The sequence below is a fragment of the Flavobacterium sp. N502540 genome, assembly GCF_025947365.1.
GTDB lineage: Bacteria > Bacteroidota > Bacteroidia > Flavobacteriales > Flavobacteriaceae > Flavobacterium.
Genome location: NZ_CP110012.1, coordinates 1359852 through 1378944 on the forward strand (window position 1 = coordinate 1359852; position 19093 = coordinate 1378944).

Here is a 19093-nt window from a genome sequence, read left to right on the forward strand (position 1 = left end):
TTGTTTCCCATAAAACCGGAAACAAAACATAAAAAAATTAGAATGAAAAATTTACTTCTTTATATTTTACTCACATTTTCTTTAGCAGTTTCTGCTCAGGAGAAAGACAAGACATTGCCTGAGGCCAATGAAGAATATAAGCAGAATAAATTTACGGACGCAGAAGCCAATTACAGAATTTCAGAATCAAAATTCCCAAAACGCACTGCTGCTCCTTATAATCTGGGAAACACTATATACAAACAGAATCAGGTTTCTGAGGCTAAGTTTGCTTACGCTAAAGCGATAAAAAATGCGAAAGCAAGACCTGATAAACACAAAGCATTTCACAATTTAGGGAATGTTTTTATGAAAGAGAAAAATTATACACAGGCCGTTGAAGCTTACAAAGAAGCTTTGCGTAACGATCCTACCGATGATGAGACCCGTTACAATTATGCTTTGGCAAAACAGAAACTAAAAGAAAATCCTCCGAAAAACGACAAAAACAAGGACAAGGATAAAGATAAAAAGAACGACAAAAAAGACGATCAGAAAAAAGACGGCGACAACAAAGACAAAAAGGACGGAAAAGACGATCAGAAAAAAGACGACAAAGGCGATAAAGACAAGGATAAAAAAGACGGTAAAAATGACCCTAAGAAAGATGACAAATCAGACAACAAAGGGGAGCCAAAACCAATGCCTGGAGGTATATCTAAAGAAAGAGTTCAGAATTTGCTGGATGCCGTGAACAACGAAGAAAAGAAAATTCAGGACAAAGTCAACGCTCAAAAAGTAAAAGGTAACCCGAAAAAAACAGAAAAAGACTGGTAGGATTTTGAGGTTAACCGTTTATTCGTTTAACTGTTAATTCGGACAAAAAGCAAAACTGTAGAAAAACGATTCAACAAATTACCAATTAAACGATTCAACATAAAAAAAGATTAAACAAGTAATGAAAAGATATTTAATTCTATTACTATTCACTTTTCAGGGGCTTATGGCTCAAGTTCAATTTGAAGCCAAAGTAAGCAAGAATACGCTTGGAGTAAACGAAAGGCTTCGTATTGACTTCATCATGAATGTTGATGGGGACAACTTTGACCAGCCTTCTTTTGATGGTTTTAAAGTTGTAGCCGGACCAAGCCAGCAAATAAGTCAGTCCTGGATTAATGGAAGAAGTTCTTTTCAAAAAATCTATTCTTATATCTTACAGCCCGACCACAAAGGGACGGTAACAATCAAACAAGCCGCTATTGAATACAATGGTCAGATCTACAAAACGGCACCTTTAAAAATTGTGGTAACCAATGCCGTTGCACAGGAAAGAGACCCGAATGACAGACCTCAAGGATCAAGTACAGGTGATGAAATGCTGCATCTTGTAGCCGAAATTTCAAAAACAAATCCGTATTTGAACGAACCGATAACTGTTGTTTACAAACTGTATTTCAACTATATCAATGTAACCGGGTTCAAAGAGTTGGCTAAACCTAAATACAACGACTTCTGGAATCAGAATATCGATATCAAACAACTTGCAGTTGAACAGGGAAGTTATCAAGGGCAAAGATGTTATTATGTAGTCTTGAAAAAGACCATTTTGTATCCTCAAAAATCAGGCAGACTTACTATTGAACCACTTTCACTGGACATAGGCGTGCAATTGCCTACCAACCGTCGTGATATGTTTGGCCAGATGATTGTAAGCGACGACAACAAAGTGGTTTCGGCCGGAGCCAAAACAATCAACGTTCGACCTTTACCGGAAGCTACCAAACCTGAAGGTTTTGGCGGCGCTGTAGGTAAATTTAATTTTACGGTTACCCCTTCTAAAACAACCTTAAAGAGCGGAGAAAGTCTTGATTTGTTTGTGAGCGCAGCCGGAAACGGAAATATGAAATTGTTTACTTTACCAAAACCTGTCGTTCCTAATGCCTTAGAGATGTACGATCCGGTTCACGATGAAAAAGTAACCACATCACTTTCGGGAATGTCCGGAAAAATAAGCGACAAGTACACCATTATTCCGCAGTACAAAGGAAAATACGCAATCAAACCCATGCAGTTTTCTTATTTTGATTTGAGCACAGGTTCGTACAAAACGATCACTTCACAGGAAATCATGATTGACGTTTTAGACGGTCCAATGCCATCTGCGGCAAATGCCCCTGCTCATGCAGCTACAAATACAATTGCAAAAGCAGAACAGTTTAAGTACATCAAACCTAAAACCACTTTAGTTTCGATCGCTAAAAATGATTTTTACGGCTCTAATTTATATTACGCCCTATTGTATCTGCCTTTCGTAATTCTGCCAATCATTATTCTGGCTAAGAAAAGAAAAGAAGCAATTGACGGTGACGTTACCGGAAACCGTATTAAAATGAACAATAAGCTGGCGAAGAAATATCTATCGGAAGCTAAAAAACAACTTAACAACAAAGAACCGTTTTATATTGCTCTGGAAAAAGCGATGCACAATTTCCTAAAAGCGAAACTGCATATCGAAACTTCAGAAATGAGTAAAGATAATATTAGCGACTTACTGCTGTCCAGAAATGCCAACCCGGAATCGGTTCAAAGTTTTATTAATCTGACTGAAAACTGTGAATTTGCGAGATATGCTCCGGCATCGAGTACATCAATCCAACAGGATTTTGATAAAGCTGTTCTGATCATTTCGGACTTAGAGAAACAAATCGTTTAAACTTAAAAAATCAAACCCGACAGGTTTTAAAAATCTGTCGGGTTTACCGACAATAAGATGAAAAACATAGTATATCTTTTCTTACTAATCACTCAGATTTTCTTTGCTCAAAGCAGCTTTGAAAAAGGAAATGCGCTATATCAAAAAGGGCAATATCAGCAAGCGGTTGATGTTTATGAAAGTATTATCAAAGAAGACAAACAGCAATCGGCAGAATTGTATTTTAATTTAGGGAACAGTTACTATAAATTAAACAAAGTAGCTCCTTCGATATATAATTACGAAAAGGCACTGGTTTTAAAACCACATGATTCGGAGACCTTAAACAACTTAAAATTTGCAAAAAAACTAACCATCGATGAAATTAAAGAAGTCCCAAAAGTAGGTTTTGCAAAACTGATTCAGAATTTTACCGGAATCTTCGATTACAACACCTGGGCAATAATTTCTATCGCAATCGCATTTGCTTTTTTACTGACTTTTATCGGATATTATTTCTCACAGCTTACTCTTTCGAAAAGAATTTATTTCATTGGAATGTTTGTTCTTTTGATTGCTTTGCTTTTAAGTGTTTCAGCGGGAATGTCTGAAAAAAATCATTTTGATAACGACCGTCCTGCAATTGTTTTTGCCGAATTAAGTGAAGTTCGCAGCGAACCTCAAAAAGCAGGTTCTGCAATTATTTTACTGCACGAAGGAGCCAAAGTATATGTTTTGGAAACTGTTGGAGGCTGGAAAAAAATAGAATTAACCGATGGAACAGAAGGCTGGATTGATGCCTCGACCATTCGGGAAGTAAAATAAATCTTCGAAAAATCAAATAAAAAAATCCCAAATACCAATCTTAAAATGGCGTTTGGGATTTTTTTGTATGGGTATCAATCACTTCGAAATTACATCCATGACATAAGTAAACTTGAGTTTAAGACTACCCGAATCTTACGTTTGCTTATATCAAATTCTTCATTTACAATTAAAAAGTGTAGATTTTTAAAGGCGTCACACAGTAATCCAGCTTCACATCTGATTCAAAGACATCCCCGATCTGATTTTCAGCTTCAAAGAAAGAAAGTCCAATCTTAATTATTTCGGGTTTACATTCTGACAGGAACTTATCGTAAAACCCTTTTCCGTATCCTACCCGATTTCCGAAGACATCAAAAGCTAAAAGCGGTACAAAAACGACCTCTATAGTTTCAGAAGGAACTTGCAAACCATTTACCGGTTCAGGAATATTGTATTCATTCTTTCTGATTTTAGTATTATCGGTCAACAAAAAATGCGTCATACCACGAGTCTCAAAATCACTTTTTGAAACTACTATTTCTTTATCTTTTCCGGAAAGCAAATGTAATACGTATTCTGTATTTACTTCCCGCTGTTCTTCAATCGGAAGAAAAACATGATAATAGGTTTTATCCCAAATGGGCAATTGGATTAAATTATTGGCAATAGCCAGACTTTTCTCTTCGAGATCATTTTCTGAAAGTTCTTTGCGAAGATTTTTATAGTGTAATCGTAATTCTTTTTTATTCGTCGGCATACTCGTCTCTGTTTTTAGACATGTGGTAAATCGCATCTCCTTCATACACGATGGGTGAGTGATTGGCATTGATCACAAATCCGTCGTGCGGCGCTTTTACTTTTTGTTCAAATTTACCAAACGGATCGGTAATAATGGCTAAGATAGTCCCTTTCGTTACAAAACGTCCAATCCTGTTATAATCATGCAGCAGACCCGAGCATTTCGCACGCAGCCAAACTGAATTTTTAATGTAGATCGAGGGATCTTCTGCGGTTTCTACAAGATGTTTAGAATCCAGCATATTCAAATAATTCAACAAACGCTTCACCCCCATTACCCCTTCATTCGCCACTGAATCATTAATATCCAGAGATTTTCCGCCCTCAAAAAGCAGCATTTTTATATTAGCCTTTTCACAGGTAGTGCGAAATGAACCGCTAATATTTTTAGAATACAAGGTAAAAGGCGCATTGAAGACATCGGCAAGTTCTTTCAGTTCCGGGTTGTTCTCCGTAATCCTGATTTGCGGAACATTAAATCGGCTCGCTCCCCCGGCATGAAAATCAACCGCATAATCAATAATCGGCAAAATTTCTGCTACGATATGATAAGCGAAACGGCTTGCCAAAGATCCTTTTTTGCTCCCCGGGAAAACGCGGTTTAAGTCACGCCCGTCCGGAAATTCTCTGGATTTATTTACAAAACCGTAAATATTGATAATGGGAATGCAAATAATGGTTCCTTTAGCGGGACGGTTGATTTTTTTGCTGATCAGCTGTCGGACTATTTCAACTCCATTGATCTCGTCACCGTGGATTCCTGCCGAAAATAAAACGACCGGACCTTCAATTTTTGAACGGCGTACGATAATCGGAATATTCAATTTTGTAGTGGTATGCAGACGTGCAATTTCAACGTTTATTGTTTTACTCTCTCCCGGCAGAACTGCTTCGCCAAAAATAATCAGGGGTTTGCTATTTTTCATGTAGAATTATAAAATCTAAATATAGAAATTATTCTTTTGATTTTGTAAATTTGAAACTAAATCAATGTTAAGCTTTTTAAAGCACAACACCTATCTTCAGAAACAAAACAGAATGCACAAACCATCATCCTTAGATCTTCAAATCCTAACCTTGCCTGACAATCCGGGTGTGTATCAATATTATGACAAAGACGGGAAGATTTTATATGTTGGAAAAGCTAAGAACCTAAAAAAAAGAGTCTCCTCTTATTTCAATAAAATACACGATACTGCCAAGACCAACGTTTTGGTGAAGAAAATTGTAACCATAAAACACATCGTAGTTCCCACAGAAACTGATGCGCTTTTATTAGAGAATAATTTAATTAAAACACTGCAACCCCGTTATAATGTTTTGCTGCGCGACGACAAAAGCTATCCGTGGCTCTGCATAAAAAAAGAACCTTTTTCGAGAATATTCCATACGCGAAAAATGGTCAAAGACGGTTCTGAATATTTTGGTCCTTACACCAGTTTCAAAACGGTACATACTATTTTAGATCTAATTAAAGAATTGTACCCTTTGAGGACTTGTAATTTTGATTTAAGTCCATCCAATATTGATTCCGGAAAATTTAAAGTCTGTCTGGAATATCACATCGGTAACTGCAAAGGACCTTGTGAAGGACTTGAATCTCTGGAAGACTACCAAAGACAGGTGGATGCGATCCGTGAAATTCTAAAAGGGAATTTCAAAGAAAGCATGAAAGACTTCAAACGACTGATGACCCAGTATGCGAAAGATTTGCGTTTTGAAGAAGCTCAGAAAATAAAAGAAAAAATCGAAATTCTGGAGAATTACCAGTCGCGATCCACCATTGTTAATCCGAAGATTACAAACATTGATGTTTTCTCGATTGTTTCCGATGAAACGGCAGCTTATGTTAACTTCCTTCAAATCTCACACGGATCTATTATCCGTTCGCATACATTAGAAATGAAGAAAAAGCTGGAGGAGACGGATGAGGAATTATTAGAACTTGCGATTATAGAATTACGCGAGCGCTTTCAGTTGTTGTCTAAAGAAATTATCGTTCCGTTTGAAATTAATTTGGGGGAAAACATCAAAACTACCGTTCCTCAATTAGGAGATAAAAAACAAATATTAGAACTGTCTATTCGGAACGCGAAATTTTACCGAATCGAACAGCTCAAACAATTACAGATTGTAGACCCTGACCGACATACCAACCGGATCATGGCACAAATGCAAAAAGACCTGCGATTGCCTGTCGAACCCCGTCACATTGAGTGTTTTGACAACTCGAACATTCAGGGAACAAATCCGGTAGCCGCCTGTGTGGTTTTTAAAGACGGGAAGCCAAGCAAAAAAGACTATCGTCATTTTAACGTTAAAACCGTTGAAGGTCCTGACGATTTTGCCTCGATGACCGAAATTGTCTACCGACGTTACAAAAGATTACTGGACGAAAACGAACCATTGCCACAATTAATCATTATTGACGGTGGAAAAGGACAGCTTTCTGCAGCATTAAAAAGTATCGACGCTCTTGAACTGCGCGGCAAAATTGCGATCATCGGGATTGCGAAACGCCTTGAGGAATTATTTTACCCCGGAGATTCAATTCCGTTGTATCTCGATAAAAAATCTGAAACTTTAAAAGTAATTCAGCAATTGCGAAATGAGGCGCACCGATTTGGGATCACTTTTCACAGAGACAAACGAAGCAAAGCCGCACTTAACTCCTCCGTAGAAAGCATACCCGGCATTGGCGAAAAAACAATGCTCACGTTAATACAACATTTCAAAAGTGTTAAAAGATTGAAACTGGCTACCGAAAAAGAAATATCTGATGTAATAGGGGTATCAAAAGCCAAAAAAATTGTCGACTTTTACAAAACCAACTAGTTATCTTCATGCGTACAGATCAACTGCCCCACAAAAATACCACATCGAAACTTTTTTTTTCTAAACTGAAAAAAGACGCTTCAAGAATCATTCTGTTCTTTCAGAAAACGAAAAACCTTTGTATTTCGCAGTTCTCTGTTTCAATCTCCAGTGCAATTCTACTTCTTTCTTTGCTACTGCTGATAAACTCGCAAAACGCATTTTCGCAGGATCAAAAAAAAGACAGTATTAAAAGACCCAAAATCGGATTGGTTTTAAGTGGCGGAGGTGCAAAAGGATTTGCTCATATTGGAGTTTTAAAAGTTCTGGAAGAAGCCGGAATTAAAATCGACTATATCGGTGGTACCAGTATGGGATCTATAATTGGGGGACTTTATGCCTCCGGTTACAATGCCTCTCAAATTGATTCCATTTTCAAGAAAACCAACTTTGACGAACTCATCAACGATTACATACCGCGATCATCCAAAAACTTCTATGGCAAAAAAAATGATGAGTTATATGCCATTACATTGCCTTTTAGCAACTTCAGAATTGGGATTCCGGAAGCCCTTTCAAAAGGGATGTACAATTACAATTTGTTAAGTGGTCTTACCCGAAATGTACGTCATGTACGTGATTTCAATCAACTCCCAACTCCTTTTTTATGTATCGGAACTAATATTGAAACCGGAGAAGAAGTTTTACTGAACAAAGGAAATCTCGTTCAGGCTATGATGGCGAGTTCAGCATTCCCTTCCCTGTTCACTCCTGTCGAAATTGATGGAAACCTGCTGGTTGATGGAGGTGTTGTCAACAACTATCCCATAAAAGAAGTTCGTAATCTGGGCGCTGATATTATTATTGGTGTCGATGTTCAGGACGATCTTATGAATCGTAAAAATCTGAAAAACGCGACCAAGATACTCGTGCAAATTACCAATCTGCAGTCTATCGATAAGATGAAAAATAAAATCAAGGATACCGATGTTTATATCAAACCGGACATTCGCGATTATGGCGTAATTTCATTTGACAAAGGAGAAGAAATTATCCGAAAAGGAGAAGAAGCCGCTTTTGCGGTCTATGAAAGAATCAAATCTTTAACGGATGAAGCTCATTTTTATAAAAAACCCAAACTAAAAATCGCCAGTGACACACTGCAAATCAAAGAGATAAACAGTGAGAATCTTGAGAATTACACAAAAGAATACATTCGTGGAAAGCTGCGTTTTAAACCCGGAAGCACTATAACCTACAGCGATCTTAAAACCGGAATCAATAACCTGAATGCTACCCAGAACTTCAGTACCATTTCCTACTGTCTGCAGCCGGATGACCAACAGGACGATCTTGATATAGTCTTAAAAGAAAATCCCACTCAGACTTTTTTAAAACTAGGTCTGCATTATGACGGGCTATACAAAAGTGGAATTCTGCTAAATCTTACCCACAAAAAGACTCTTTTTAAAAATGATGTTACCTCGCTTGATGTTATCCTGGGAGATAACTTCAGGTACGACTTTAACTATTATATAGAAAACGGTTTTAATATCAGTTTTGGATTCCAGTCACGTTTGAATCAATTTAATCGGAATGTCACCACAAGCATTAATACCTTAACGGCACAGAATCCAAATGTAAATCTTATTAATGTTGACTTCTTAGACATTACCAATCAGGCTTATTTTCAAACCATCTTTGTACAAAAATTTTTAATGGGTGGCGGCTTTGAATACAAATACTTAAAAATAGACTCTCCAACACTTACCAATACAGTAAATACTATTGAAAAGAGCAGCTATCTTAGTCTTTTTGGTTATTTAAAATACGATTCATTCGACAGCAAAAGCTTCCCTCGCTCCGGTTGGTACTTCTCTACCGATTTACAAACCTACTTAGCGTCGTCTGACTATACACGACAATTTAAACCATTCTCGATTGCAAAGGCCGAAATTGCTTTTGTAAAAACGTTCTTCAGAAAGGCTACTTTCAAAATTGACGCCGACGCGGGGTTTAACATTGGCAGCGACAGCGTTCCGTTTTTCGACTTTATACTCGGAGGATATGGCTATAGCAAAATCAACAACTTCAATTATTTCTATGGATATGATTTTCTAAGTATAGCCGGAAACAGCTTTATAAAAACGGGAATTACTCTCGATTATGAAATTTTCAAAAAGAATCACGTAAATCTTTCTGCTAACTTTGCCAACTTGGGAGATGATATTTTTACGAAGGTAGACTGGATTTCAATGCCAAAATATACCGGATATGCTGTTGGTTATGGACTCGAAACCATCATTGGTCCTATCGAAATTAAACAATCCTGGTCTCCGGAAATGTCTAAAAGCTACACCTGGTTTAGTATTGGGTTTTTATTTTAGCAGTAAAGCAAAGAATTGTTCAACAAAATTGTACTATTTTTTTGCCCTATAAAAATTATATCAAAAAAAATTAAAATAAATCATGTTTATAAATGATATAATTTATAATTTTACTCAGCAAAAATTACGACATTTGTTATAATGAAAACAAAATGGACAGGTTTATTAGAGTATCTTCAATTCCTCATCAAGAGAAATCCTGAGTGAAGCTATCGAATTGAGATAATTGGTCAATTTTAAGAAATTGAGCTGGTTATCTGTTCACACAATTCAAATTTTCAAATTATCTAATTTTAAAATTATCTAATAGAAAAGCCATGCCATTATATCACAAACTTGGAGACTTCCCTCAAAAGAGACACACACAATTCGAAAAACCTAACGGAGGTTTTTACTACGAACAATTATTCGGAACTGAAGGTTTTCACGGGCACTCGTCATTATCTTATCATGTTCACAGACCAACTCAGGTAAAAGAAATTTTAAATTCCTATTCCGTTGAGCCAAAAATTGCCATCGGAAAAAATATAAAATCGTTACTTTTTAAAGGTTTTGAATTAAAACCTGAAAATGACTTTTTGGACAGCCGTAAAGCCATGATGGTTAATAAAGACTGTATCATTGGACTGGCAGCTCCTAAAGAATCACTTCGAAATTATTTCTACAAAAATGCCGATGCCGATGAAATGCTTTTCATCCACAAAGGAAAAGGTAAATTAAGAACCATGTTAGGTAACATTCCGTTTGAATATGGTGATTACCTAATTATTCCAAGAGGCATTATTTATCAAATCGAATTCGAGACAGAAGAAAACCGACTTTTTTATGTCGAATCTTACTCTCCTTTTTATACCCCAAAACGTTATAAAAACCAATCAGGACAACATTTAGAGCATTCCCCATTTTGCGAACGCGATTTTATTTTGCCAAACGAATTGGAAACACATGACGAAAAAGGCGATTTTTTAATTAAAATCAAAAAAGAGGGCATGATTCACGAAGTGGTTTACGCTACGCATCCATTTGATGTAGTGGGTTGGGACGGTTACAATTTCCCATACGGATTCTCGATTCATAATTTTGAACCTATAACGGGACGTGTTCACCAACCGCCTCCGGTACACCAAACATTCGAAACGGCCACTTTTGTCGTTTGTTCTTTCTGCCCAAGACTTTACGATTATCATCCGAAAGCAATTCCGGCGCCTTACAATCACAGCAATATAGATTCTGATGAAGTTCTATATTATGTAGATGGTGACTTCATGAGCCGTAACAATATTGAGCAGGGTCATATCACTTTACACCCAAAAGGAATTCCACACGGTCCGGCGCCAGGCGCAATGGAACGCAGCATTGGTCACACAGAAACACAAGAATTAGCCGTTATGGTTGATACTTTCCGTCCACTTATGGTTACAGAAGAAGCCATGGGTCTTGACGACGGTCAGTATTACAAATCCTGGACGGAGTAAAATTAGTCAATGTGGCAGTTAGATAATGTGACAATTAGGCAATGTGACAATTAGGCAATGTGTTAATTAGACAATAAAAAGTAGTCTTTAGATTACAAATTGATATCTTTAGCAAATATAAAAATTTATCAAATTTTCTAATTATCTCATTAACTAATTAAAACAATGACTTTCAATGACAAGTATAAAGACAATGTTCTTTTAACAAAAACATTCAATTTCGCCCTAAACATAATTGATTTCACGAGTGAACTTCAGGAACAAAAGAAATTTGTAATCGCCAATCAACTATTAAAAAGCGGAACATCAATTGGAGCGAACTCAAAAGAAGCACAAAACGCAGAAAGCAAGGCCGATTTTATTCATAAATTAAAAATTGCAATCAAAGAAGCTGACGAAACTGAGTATTGGTTGTTTTTATGCGAAGCACATAAGGATTATCCAAATTGTAAAAATCTGTTAAACGATTTATCAGAAATTCTAAAAATTCTAAACAAAATAATATCAACATCTAAAATGAAATAATTAGATAATTTGTAAATGTGTCAATGTGATAATTTTTATCGGAACATACATTATCTAATTTTCTAATTAACTCATTTTCTAATTAAAAAAATCTAAACAAAATAATATCAACATCAAAAATGAGATAATTTGATAATGTGATAATTCAGAAATCATCTTAATTATTAAATCGACTAATTATCTAATTGACCAATTAACTCATTTTCTAATTTAAACATCATGTCAAAAGAAGTAAAATCAGTAGAATACGGATTGGAAAAAATCTTTGAAGGAGCACAGGATTTCCTTCCGTTATTAGGAACCGATTATGTAGAATTCTACGTCGGGAATGCAAAACAATCGGCACATTATTATAAGACAGCTTTCGGATATCAGTCATTAGCATACGCCGGACTGGAAACAGGAGTAAAAGACAAAGCTTCTTATGTTTTAAAACAGGACAAAATCAGAATTGTTCTAACAACACCTCTAACACAGGATTCACCTATTCACGAACACCTTAAAAAACACGGTGACGGTGTAAAAGTAGCCGCTCTTTGGGTAGAAGATGCCAGAAGTGCCTACGAAGAAACGATAAAACGCGGTGCCCGTTCTTTTATGGAACCAACTGTTGAATCGGACGAATTTGGAGAAGTGGTCCGTTCCGGAATCTACACTTACGGAGAAACGGTTCACATTTTCGTGGAAAGAAAAAACTACAACGGTATTTTCCTTCCGGGGTATCAGGAATGGAAATCGGATTACAATCCGGAACCGACAGGTTTAAAATACATCGACCACATGGTTGGAAATGTAGGCTGGAACGAAATGAATACCTGGGTAAAATTCTACGAAGATGTTATGGGATTTGTAAATTTCTTATCCTTTGATGACAAACAAATTACCACAGAATATTCAGCATTGATGAGTAAAGTAATGTCTAACGGAAACGGAAGAATCAAATTTCCTATTAACGAACCGGCTGAAGGAAAGAAAAAATCTCAAATCGAAGAATATTTAGATTTCTACGGTGGACCCGGAATTCAGCACATTGCCATTGCAACAGATGACATCATCAAAACGGTATCACAATTGAGAGCACGAGGTGTTGAATTTTTATCTGCTCCTCCTCACACTTACTACCAGGCAATTCCTGAAAGATTAGGCGTGCATATGGATATGATGAAAGAAGACATTAACGAAATCGAAAAGCTGGCGATTATGGTCGATGCAGACGAGGACGGTTACTTGTTACAAATATTTACAAAGCCTGTTCAGGACCGACCAACACTATTTTTCGAAATTATACAAAGAATGGGCGCAAAAGGATTCGGCGCAGGAAACTTTAAAGCCCTTTTCGAGTCAATCGAGAGAGAGCAGGAATTGAGAGGAACGTTGTAAAAATGCATTTTTTTTACATTATGCAAAAAAATTCTCTGTAAAATGATGGTTTTTATGCAAATGTTATGTTAAACTCACTTTTTAACATTTATTTTTTGAACTTTGTATCTATCTTTGCACTCGCAAATCAGGAAGGGGTGGTTTCCTTCCGAATTGATATAAATTTCATAATTTATAGTTTTTTGGTTAGTTAATAGCATAAAAACTCCGTCATTCCTTGACGGAGTTTTTTTGTTTTGATACATTTGGAATAAAATTTGCATTTATATACCTTTAATAGTGAAATGTAAAAAATGTACTATGAAAAAAATAGTCCTGCTCATATTAGTTCTTACGACCCTAGGTTTCGACACTCAAAAAGAAGATGCTTTTGACACCGGAGAATACTTCAAATTCAGAATTCATTACGGAATTATAAACGCCGGTTACGCTACCCTTGAAATTAAAGACGCGACGATCAACAATAAAAAAGTTTTTCATGCTGTAGGTAAAGGATATACAACCGGAATGTCAAAATTTTTCTTTAAGGTGGAAGACCTTTATGAAAGTTATTTCGACAAACAAAACGGAGATCCTTATCGCTACGTTAGAAAAATAAACGAAGGAGGCTACACCAAAAATCAGGAAGGTTTTTTTGATCAGTCTGAGAAAAAAGTTTTAGTAAAAGATTACAAGCGCAAAACCGAAAAAACAATCGTAATTACAGACAATGTTCAGGATATCATCTCTTCATTCTACTATTTGAGAAACCATCCAAACATAGACAAACTCAAATCAGGTGAGGCCATCACCATTGATATGTTTTTTGATGACGAAATCACAAAATTTAAGTTAAAATATGTAGGCCGACAGGATATTACAACTAAATTTGGCACCGTTTCCTCAATGGTTTTCAAACCACTGGTACAAACCGGGAGAGTTTTCAAAGAAAAAGAAAGCGTAACCCTTTGGATCACAGACGATGAAAACAAAGTTCCGATACGCATAAAAGCAGATTTGGCTGTTGGATCACTTAAAGCCGACCTTGACGAATATAAAGGATTAAAAAATCCATTTAAAGCAAAAAAATAATGAACCCTACTGATCATTCAGAATCAATTTTAAAAGAAATTGACCTTAAATTCCAAGCTATAAATCAAAAAACTGATGTACATTTAGAAGGATTGCTTTGGTCAAAACCTATTACCTACTGGGACTACATACAAACGGATGCCCTGTTAAGCTTACAAAACCAACGCACTACGCTTCCTGACGAGATGGTTTTCATCATGTACCATCAGGTAAACGAATTGATCTTTAAAATGATATTGTGGGAAATCGACCAAATTGCCAACACACAAGAGATTCAGGCTGTCTTTTTCAGCGAAAGATTATCAAGAATAACGAGATACTTTGACATGCTGACGAATTCGTTTAGCATCATGGAAAACGGAATGGAAGTGGATCAGTACATGAAATTCAGAAATACACTGACTCCTGCGAGTGGCTTTCAAAGTGCACAATATAGATTAATCGAGTTTGCCTCAACAGATGTGATCAATTTAACTGATCGCCGATACAAATCGAACTTTGACGAAAATACTCCGTTAGAAACCAGCTTCGAACATTTATATTGGCAGGCTGCCGGAAAAGATTATCAAACCGGAGAAAAATCATATTTGCTTCAGGAATTTGAAAATAAGTATAAAGATCAGTTCTTAAGACAAATGTCAACCTTTAAATCCAAAAACATCTGGCAGAAATTTACTCAGTTGCCTTCAGAAGACCAACAAAACCAAGAGTTAATTGATGCGATGCGTCATTACGACAAGACAGTAAACATCACCTGGGTAATGCAGCATCTAAATACTGCAAGAAAATACATACTGGAAAGCGGAAAAGGAAACGGAGAAGCCACCGGAGGAAGTGACTGGCAAAAATATATGCACCCAAAATACCAAAGACGCATCTTTTTTCCTAAATTGTGGACCGAAGAAGAATTGTCCAATTGGGGAAATGAAACAACCAATTAATTTCCTAAAAAAATTTAAAAGTTTGAAAAAAGCATTCGTAATTATAATCGTTTTATTCTCAATATTTTCATGCAATAAAACTGCCGAAAAAGTTGAAACTAAAATCACTAAGCCAAAAACTAAAAAAGTAGAATTTGGTTTTAATTACGCCGATTTCAATGTTATTCACGATACTATTAAAAAAGGAGATTCATTTGGATCTATCATTCAGAGTCAGAATATTGGCGACAAAAAAGTATATGATGTTGTAGAACAAATAAAGGATTCTTTCAATGTAAGAACCATTCGCTACAACAAACCTTATACTATACTTCGTTCAAAAAACAAAACAAACAAGTTACAGGTTTTTATTTATCAGCCCGATCCGCTGACTTATTATGTAATAGATTTAAGAGACAGCATTGCAAAGGCCTGCAAAAAAATAAAACCTGTCACTTTAAAACGTAAAATTATTGGAGGAGTTTTAAAAAGCTCCCTATCCGAAACTCTGGGCAACGAAAGTGTGGAAGCCGCTCTTGCCAGCAGAATTACCAAAGTTTTTTCATGGTCGATTGACTTCTTTAAGCTAAAAAAAGGAGATCGTTATGGATTAATTTTCACGGAACGTTTTATTAATGGCAAAACCTACGACGGTGTTGAAGATCTTGAAGCTGCCTTCTTTGAATATAAAGGTAAAATCGTTTATGCTTTCCCATTTGAAAAAGACACCACTTCAGGAAAAATAGAATATTATGACGATCAGGGAAAAACGCTGAAAAACTTTTTCTTAAAAACTCCGATTAAATTCAGCCGTATCACTTCCCGATTTACCGCAAACAGATTTCATCCGGTACAACATACCTGGAAAGCCCACAAAGGAACGGATTATGCCGCTCCAACCGGAACACCTATTTCAACAACTGCTTCGGGAGTTGTAGAAGCAACTGGCTACACCGCCGGAAACGGAAATTTTGTAAAAGTAAAACACAACGGAACTTATTCTACTCAATATCTACACATGTCCCGAATTTTAGTTCGACGTGGTCAGCGTGTGACACAGGGACAAACTATTGGATTAGTAGGTAGCACCGGTCTTGCGACAGGACCTCATGTTTGTTACCGCTTCTGGAAAAATGGCGTACAGGTAGATGCTTTGAGACTTAATTTACCAACAGGAGAATCCCTAACCGGAAATTACAAAACCCGTTTCTTCCAGCAAATAGAACCTTTGAAGAGAGAACTGGACAGCATTGGGAATCTATAAAAATCTGTTTTTATCCTTAATATAGAAACAACCATGAAAAACGAACGCATTAAAGACCTTCTTGATGAAACTTTTTCAGATTTAAAATTATTCTACAGAGACACCACTTTAGACAACAGCTTACTTACTGCTTATCAAATTGGACAAATATTAAAAGAAAAAGACTTTACAGACATGTCCTTTATCGGTGGCGGTCTTTCCGGAAACTGTAGATTTTTAATTGCAAGTGCCGGAGCAAGAGATTTATCCAAATTCAATCCGGATTCGGCAAAAAACGGACATGCTCTTCTGGATGACAATTCCTTCTTTAAAATATTGGACATTTATAAAATCGACGATAAAACCCAGATTTTCCTACTCAACATTCCCGGAAACTCACTTTCGCTTTTTAAAAATTCGACTTCAAATCTCGAAGAAGAAATTATAGAAAAAGCAAGACAAAAATTCACCGCTAAAATCAATTCTCCTCTAATTCCGGAATTACAAACCGAAGTCTGGAGAGAAAAAACAAAAGCTCCTATTGGCATCAGTCTTTCCGGTGAATTACACTTTGATGATTCAACAATCAAAAAAGAGGAAGTTCAAAGAATAGAAATCAATACAATCAAAAAGCGAATCGAAATCAATAAAAAGCCCTGGTGGAAAATTTGGTAAAACATCCACTTAAAAACAAGCCTTTATCAAATCCTACATCAACGCATGAAACGATTCTTATTACTACTTTCTTGTACAATAGCTGTGGGGTGTTCGAATCCACACACTTTTCTTTTAAACGATAAGAAACAAAACCAACACTTTGTATCGGAATCCATCCAGCAGGCATTCGAAAAAGACATCATTAAAAAATCGCCTTTAATTGTGATAAACGGAGTTCCGTTTCGATATGACAAAAAGCAAGACACTATAATTTTACCCCTTGAAAAAGCTGACATCATAAGTATAGATTTTTTAAACGAAAACAGTAGCCGCATCATTTACAATGAAAAAGAAAACGATGGTGCCGTCATAATTACAGCAAGAATTCGGAACAAATAAACAGTTATATCGTTTTCGTAACTATTTGTTATATAATTGTGAAGCTTAAAGCAATTAGAACTAATTTCAGTATTTTTGTTTTTTTATAACCACATTCTCAATTAAACAAAAAATGGCTTTAAACACTACAAATCCAACCGGGACTGAAGCGTGGAAAAATCTACAAAACCACTATAACGCAACTCATAAAACTACGATACAAGAACTTTTTCAACAGGACAATGCCCGTGTTGAAAAATTCAATTTACAATGGAATGACTTTTTAATTGACTATTCTAAAAATAACATTAGCCAGGAAACTGTTTCTCTTTTACTGGAATTAGCCAATTCAATTGGACTAAAAGAAGCCATCTCTCAATATTTTGAAGGAGCAATCATTAACCAGACTGAAAACAGAGCGGTTTTGCATACTGCGTTGCGCGCACCGGAATCTGCAGTCATTAAAGTAGAAGGCGAAAATGTAATTCCGGAAGTTTATGAGGTAAAAAACAAAATCAAACAATTTACACATGAAGTCATTTCGGGAGAAAGAAAAGGTTTCACCGGAAAAGCTTTCACTGATGTCGTAAATATTGGTATTGGAGGTTCTGACCTTGGACCGGTTATGGCCGTTGAAGCTTTACAGTATTACAAAAATCACTTAAACTTACATTTTGTTTCCAATGTAGACGGCGACCATGTAAACGAAGTGATTAAAAAATTGAATCCGGAAACAACTTTATTCCTAATCGTTTCCAAAACTTTTACCACTCAGGAAACCTTATCTAATTCTGAGACTATTAAAGAATGGTTTTTGAAATCGGCTTCCCAGGAAGATATTGCCAAACATTTTGTCGCGGTTTCAACCAATATTCAAAAAGTAACTGAATTTGGAATTAATCCTGACAATGTTTTTCCAATGTGGGATTGGGTTGGAGGAAGATTTTCACTTTGGAGCGCTGTCGGTTTAAGCATTTCATTAGCGATTGGTTTTGACAATTACAACGAACTGTTAAAAGGAGCTAATGAAATGGACGAACATTTCAAGACAACCACATTCGACAAAAACATTCCTGTAATTCTGGCATTGTTAAGTATTTGGTATAATAATTTCTTTGGTGCTGAAAGCGAAGCATTGATTCCATACACCCAATATCTTCAGAAATTAGCTCCCTACCTGCAACAGGCTACTATGGAAAGTAACGGAAAAAGTGTTGGTCGTGACGGAAAACCGGTTAACTACCAAACCGGAACAATCATCTGGGGAGAACCGGGAACGAATTCTCAACACGCCTTTTTCCAATTGATACACCAGGGAACAAAATTGATCCCGACAGATTTTATTGGATTCGTTAAACCTTTATATGGGAACGAAGATCATCACGACAAATTGATGTCTAACTTTTTTGCTCAGACTGAAGCCTTAATGAACGGAAAAACCGCTGCACAAGTTCAGACTGAATTTGACAAACAAGGATTATCGGCAGAGAAAGCATCATACTTGTTACCTTTTAAAGTTTTCACCGGAAACAAACCTACAAACACAATCTTAATTCAAAAACTAACCCCAAAAAGTCTGGGATCACTGATTGCACTGTACGAACACAAAATTTTTGTTCAGGGTATTATCTGGAATATTTTCAGTTATGATCAATGGGGAGTTGAACTAGGAAAGCAATTAGCGAATTCTATTTTGGATGAAATTAACACCAAGAAGGTAAAAAATCATGATAGCTCGACTTCTTTCTTGTTAAATCACTTTTTGAAAAACAAGTAAAACTCAAAAAAAGATCAATACACAACCTACTGAAACGCCTTGATTTAATAAAAATTAAGGCGTTTTTTCGTACACAACCATTACATAAACGGCTTAAAAAGCGATCTCCTGCAAGTTTAGCGCTACAAGACAACTAAAATAATTACGATTTTAACAAAATACACACTAAAAAATTCAAAAAAAACTCATT

Annotated in this window: 16 protein-coding genes; 14 read left to right on the top strand and 2 right to left on the bottom strand. The window is 36.2% G+C overall.

Going from position 1 to position 19093, the window contains the following annotated elements:
• Nucleotides 1-42: 42 nt before the first annotated feature.
• The 3 genes from OLM58_RS06125 (at nt 43) to OLM58_RS06135 (ending at nt 3496) form a co-directional block, all read left to right on the top strand.
• Nucleotides 43-816 (top strand): tetratricopeptide repeat protein, encoded by a 774-nt coding sequence (locus tag OLM58_RS06125; protein ID WP_026110087.1) that lies wholly within the window; start codon nt 43-45, stop codon nt 814-816.
• 121 nt (nt 817-937) lie between these two features.
• Nucleotides 938-2692: a BatD family protein gene (locus OLM58_RS06130; protein ID WP_264531598.1), complete on the top strand. Its 1755-nt coding sequence runs from the start codon at nt 938-940 to the stop codon at nt 2690-2692.
• A 57-nt stretch (nt 2693-2749) separates the two neighbouring features.
• The gene (locus OLM58_RS06135; RefSeq protein WP_017497450.1) at nt 2750-3496 is read left to right on the top strand and encodes a tetratricopeptide repeat protein; all 747 of its coding nucleotides are present in this window, start codon (nt 2750-2752) and stop codon (nt 3494-3496) included.
• A 169-nt stretch (nt 3497-3665) separates the two neighbouring features.
• Here OLM58_RS06135 and OLM58_RS06140 read toward each other — a convergent pair whose 3' ends face one another.
• Both OLM58_RS06140 and OLM58_RS06145 read right to left on the bottom strand, forming a co-directional pair.
• On the bottom strand, nt 3666-4235 hold the full coding sequence (locus OLM58_RS06140) for a 5-formyltetrahydrofolate cyclo-ligase (RefSeq protein WP_264531599.1): 570 nt from the start codon (nt 4233-4235) through the stop codon (nt 3666-3668).
• Nucleotides 4222-5202: a succinylglutamate desuccinylase/aspartoacylase family protein gene (locus tag OLM58_RS06145; protein WP_264531600.1), complete on the bottom strand. Its 981-nt coding sequence runs from the start codon at nt 5200-5202 to the stop codon at nt 4222-4224. Before OLM58_RS06145 ends, OLM58_RS06140 begins: the two co-directional genes overlap by 14 nt.
• A gap of 112 nt (nt 5203-5314) precedes the next feature.
• Here OLM58_RS06145 and uvrC point away from each other — a divergent pair, with 112 nt between their 5' ends.
• The 11 genes from uvrC to pgi all read left to right on the top strand — a co-directional run bounded on the left by uvrC (nt 5315) and on the right by pgi (nt 18903).
• Nucleotides 5315-7111 (top strand): excinuclease ABC subunit UvrC, encoded by a 1797-nt coding sequence (gene uvrC, locus OLM58_RS06150; RefSeq protein ID WP_264532428.1) that lies wholly within the window; start codon nt 5315-5317, stop codon nt 7109-7111.
• An 8-nt stretch (nt 7112-7119) separates the two neighbouring features.
• Nucleotides 7120-9477 (top strand): patatin-like phospholipase family protein, encoded by a 2358-nt coding sequence (locus tag OLM58_RS06155; RefSeq protein WP_264531601.1) that lies wholly within the window; start codon nt 7120-7122, stop codon nt 9475-9477.
• A 317-nt stretch (nt 9478-9794) separates the two neighbouring features.
• Nucleotides 9795-10952, top strand: a complete 1158-nt coding sequence (locus tag OLM58_RS06160) for a homogentisate 1,2-dioxygenase (protein WP_089077449.1) — start codon at nt 9795-9797, stop codon at nt 10950-10952.
• 165 nt (nt 10953-11117) lie between these two features.
• Nucleotides 11118-11477, top strand: coding sequence for a four helix bundle protein (locus OLM58_RS06165; protein ID WP_264531602.1), 360 nt, complete (start codon nt 11118-11120; stop codon nt 11475-11477).
• 219 nt (nt 11478-11696) lie between these two features.
• Nucleotides 11697-12857, top strand: a complete 1161-nt coding sequence (hppD, locus tag OLM58_RS06170) for a 4-hydroxyphenylpyruvate dioxygenase (RefSeq protein ID WP_264531603.1) — start codon at nt 11697-11699, stop codon at nt 12855-12857.
• Nucleotides 12858-13157: 300 nt separating this feature from the next.
• Complete coding sequence (locus tag OLM58_RS06175; protein WP_017497442.1) at nt 13158-13928, top strand: DUF3108 domain-containing protein; 771 nt, start codon at nt 13158-13160, stop codon at nt 13926-13928.
• Entirely contained in the window at nt 13928-14869 is a 942-nt protein-coding gene (locus tag OLM58_RS06180) for a tryptophan 2,3-dioxygenase family protein (RefSeq protein ID WP_264531604.1), read from the top strand. The genes OLM58_RS06175 and OLM58_RS06180 overlap by 1 nt, the downstream gene beginning before the upstream one ends.
• Before the next feature lie 22 nt (nt 14870-14891).
• Nucleotides 14892-16112 carry a M23 family metallopeptidase gene (locus tag OLM58_RS06185; RefSeq protein ID WP_264531605.1) on the top strand — a complete coding sequence of 407 codons (1221 nt, stop codon included), beginning with the start codon at nt 14892-14894 and terminating at the stop codon, nt 16110-16112.
• A 33-nt stretch (nt 16113-16145) separates the two neighbouring features.
• The gene (locus OLM58_RS06190) at nt 16146-16766 is read left to right on the top strand and encodes a hypothetical protein (protein WP_264531606.1); all 621 of its coding nucleotides are present in this window, start codon (nt 16146-16148) and stop codon (nt 16764-16766) included.
• A gap of 45 nt (nt 16767-16811) precedes the next feature.
• Entirely contained in the window at nt 16812-17147 is a 336-nt protein-coding gene (locus tag OLM58_RS06195) for a hypothetical protein (protein ID WP_264531607.1), read from the top strand.
• Nucleotides 17148-17259: 112 nt separating this feature from the next.
• A complete protein-coding gene (pgi, locus tag OLM58_RS06200; protein ID WP_264531608.1) occupies nt 17260-18903 on the top strand; it encodes a glucose-6-phosphate isomerase in 1644 nt (547 codons plus the stop codon).
• The last annotated feature ends 190 nt before the right edge of the window (nt 18904-19093 follow it).

Coding starts and splice junctions, on each gene's coding strand:
- OLM58_RS06125 (WP_026110087.1), top strand. CDS start 43: ATGAAAAATTTACTTCTTTATATTTTACTCACATTTTCTTTAGCAGTT.
- OLM58_RS06130 (WP_264531598.1), top strand. CDS start 938: ATGAAAAGATATTTAATTCTATTACTATTCACTTTTCAGGGGCTTATG.
- OLM58_RS06135 (WP_017497450.1), top strand. CDS start 2,750: ATGAAAAACATAGTATATCTTTTCTTACTAATCACTCAGATTTTCTTT.
- OLM58_RS06140 (WP_264531599.1), bottom strand. CDS start 4,235: ATGCCGACGAATAAAAAAGAATTACGATTACACTATAAAAATCTTCGC.
- OLM58_RS06145 (WP_264531600.1), bottom strand. CDS start 5,202: ATGAAAAATAGCAAACCCCTGATTATTTTTGGCGAAGCAGTTCTGCCG.
- uvrC (WP_264532428.1), top strand. CDS start 5,315: ATGCACAAACCATCATCCTTAGATCTTCAAATCCTAACCTTGCCTGAC.
- OLM58_RS06155 (WP_264531601.1), top strand. CDS start 7,120: ATGCGTACAGATCAACTGCCCCACAAAAATACCACATCGAAACTTTTT.
- OLM58_RS06160 (WP_089077449.1), top strand. CDS start 9,795: ATGCCATTATATCACAAACTTGGAGACTTCCCTCAAAAGAGACACACA.
- OLM58_RS06165 (WP_264531602.1), top strand. CDS start 11,118: ATGACTTTCAATGACAAGTATAAAGACAATGTTCTTTTAACAAAAACA.
- hppD (WP_264531603.1), top strand. CDS start 11,697: ATGTCAAAAGAAGTAAAATCAGTAGAATACGGATTGGAAAAAATCTTT.
- OLM58_RS06175 (WP_017497442.1), top strand. CDS start 13,158: ATGAAAAAAATAGTCCTGCTCATATTAGTTCTTACGACCCTAGGTTTC.
- OLM58_RS06180 (WP_264531604.1), top strand. CDS start 13,928: ATGAACCCTACTGATCATTCAGAATCAATTTTAAAAGAAATTGACCTT.
- OLM58_RS06190 (WP_264531606.1), top strand. CDS start 16,146: ATGAAAAACGAACGCATTAAAGACCTTCTTGATGAAACTTTTTCAGAT.
- OLM58_RS06195 (WP_264531607.1), top strand. CDS start 16,812: ATGAAACGATTCTTATTACTACTTTCTTGTACAATAGCTGTGGGGTGT.
- pgi (WP_264531608.1), top strand. CDS start 17,260: ATGGCTTTAAACACTACAAATCCAACCGGGACTGAAGCGTGGAAAAAT.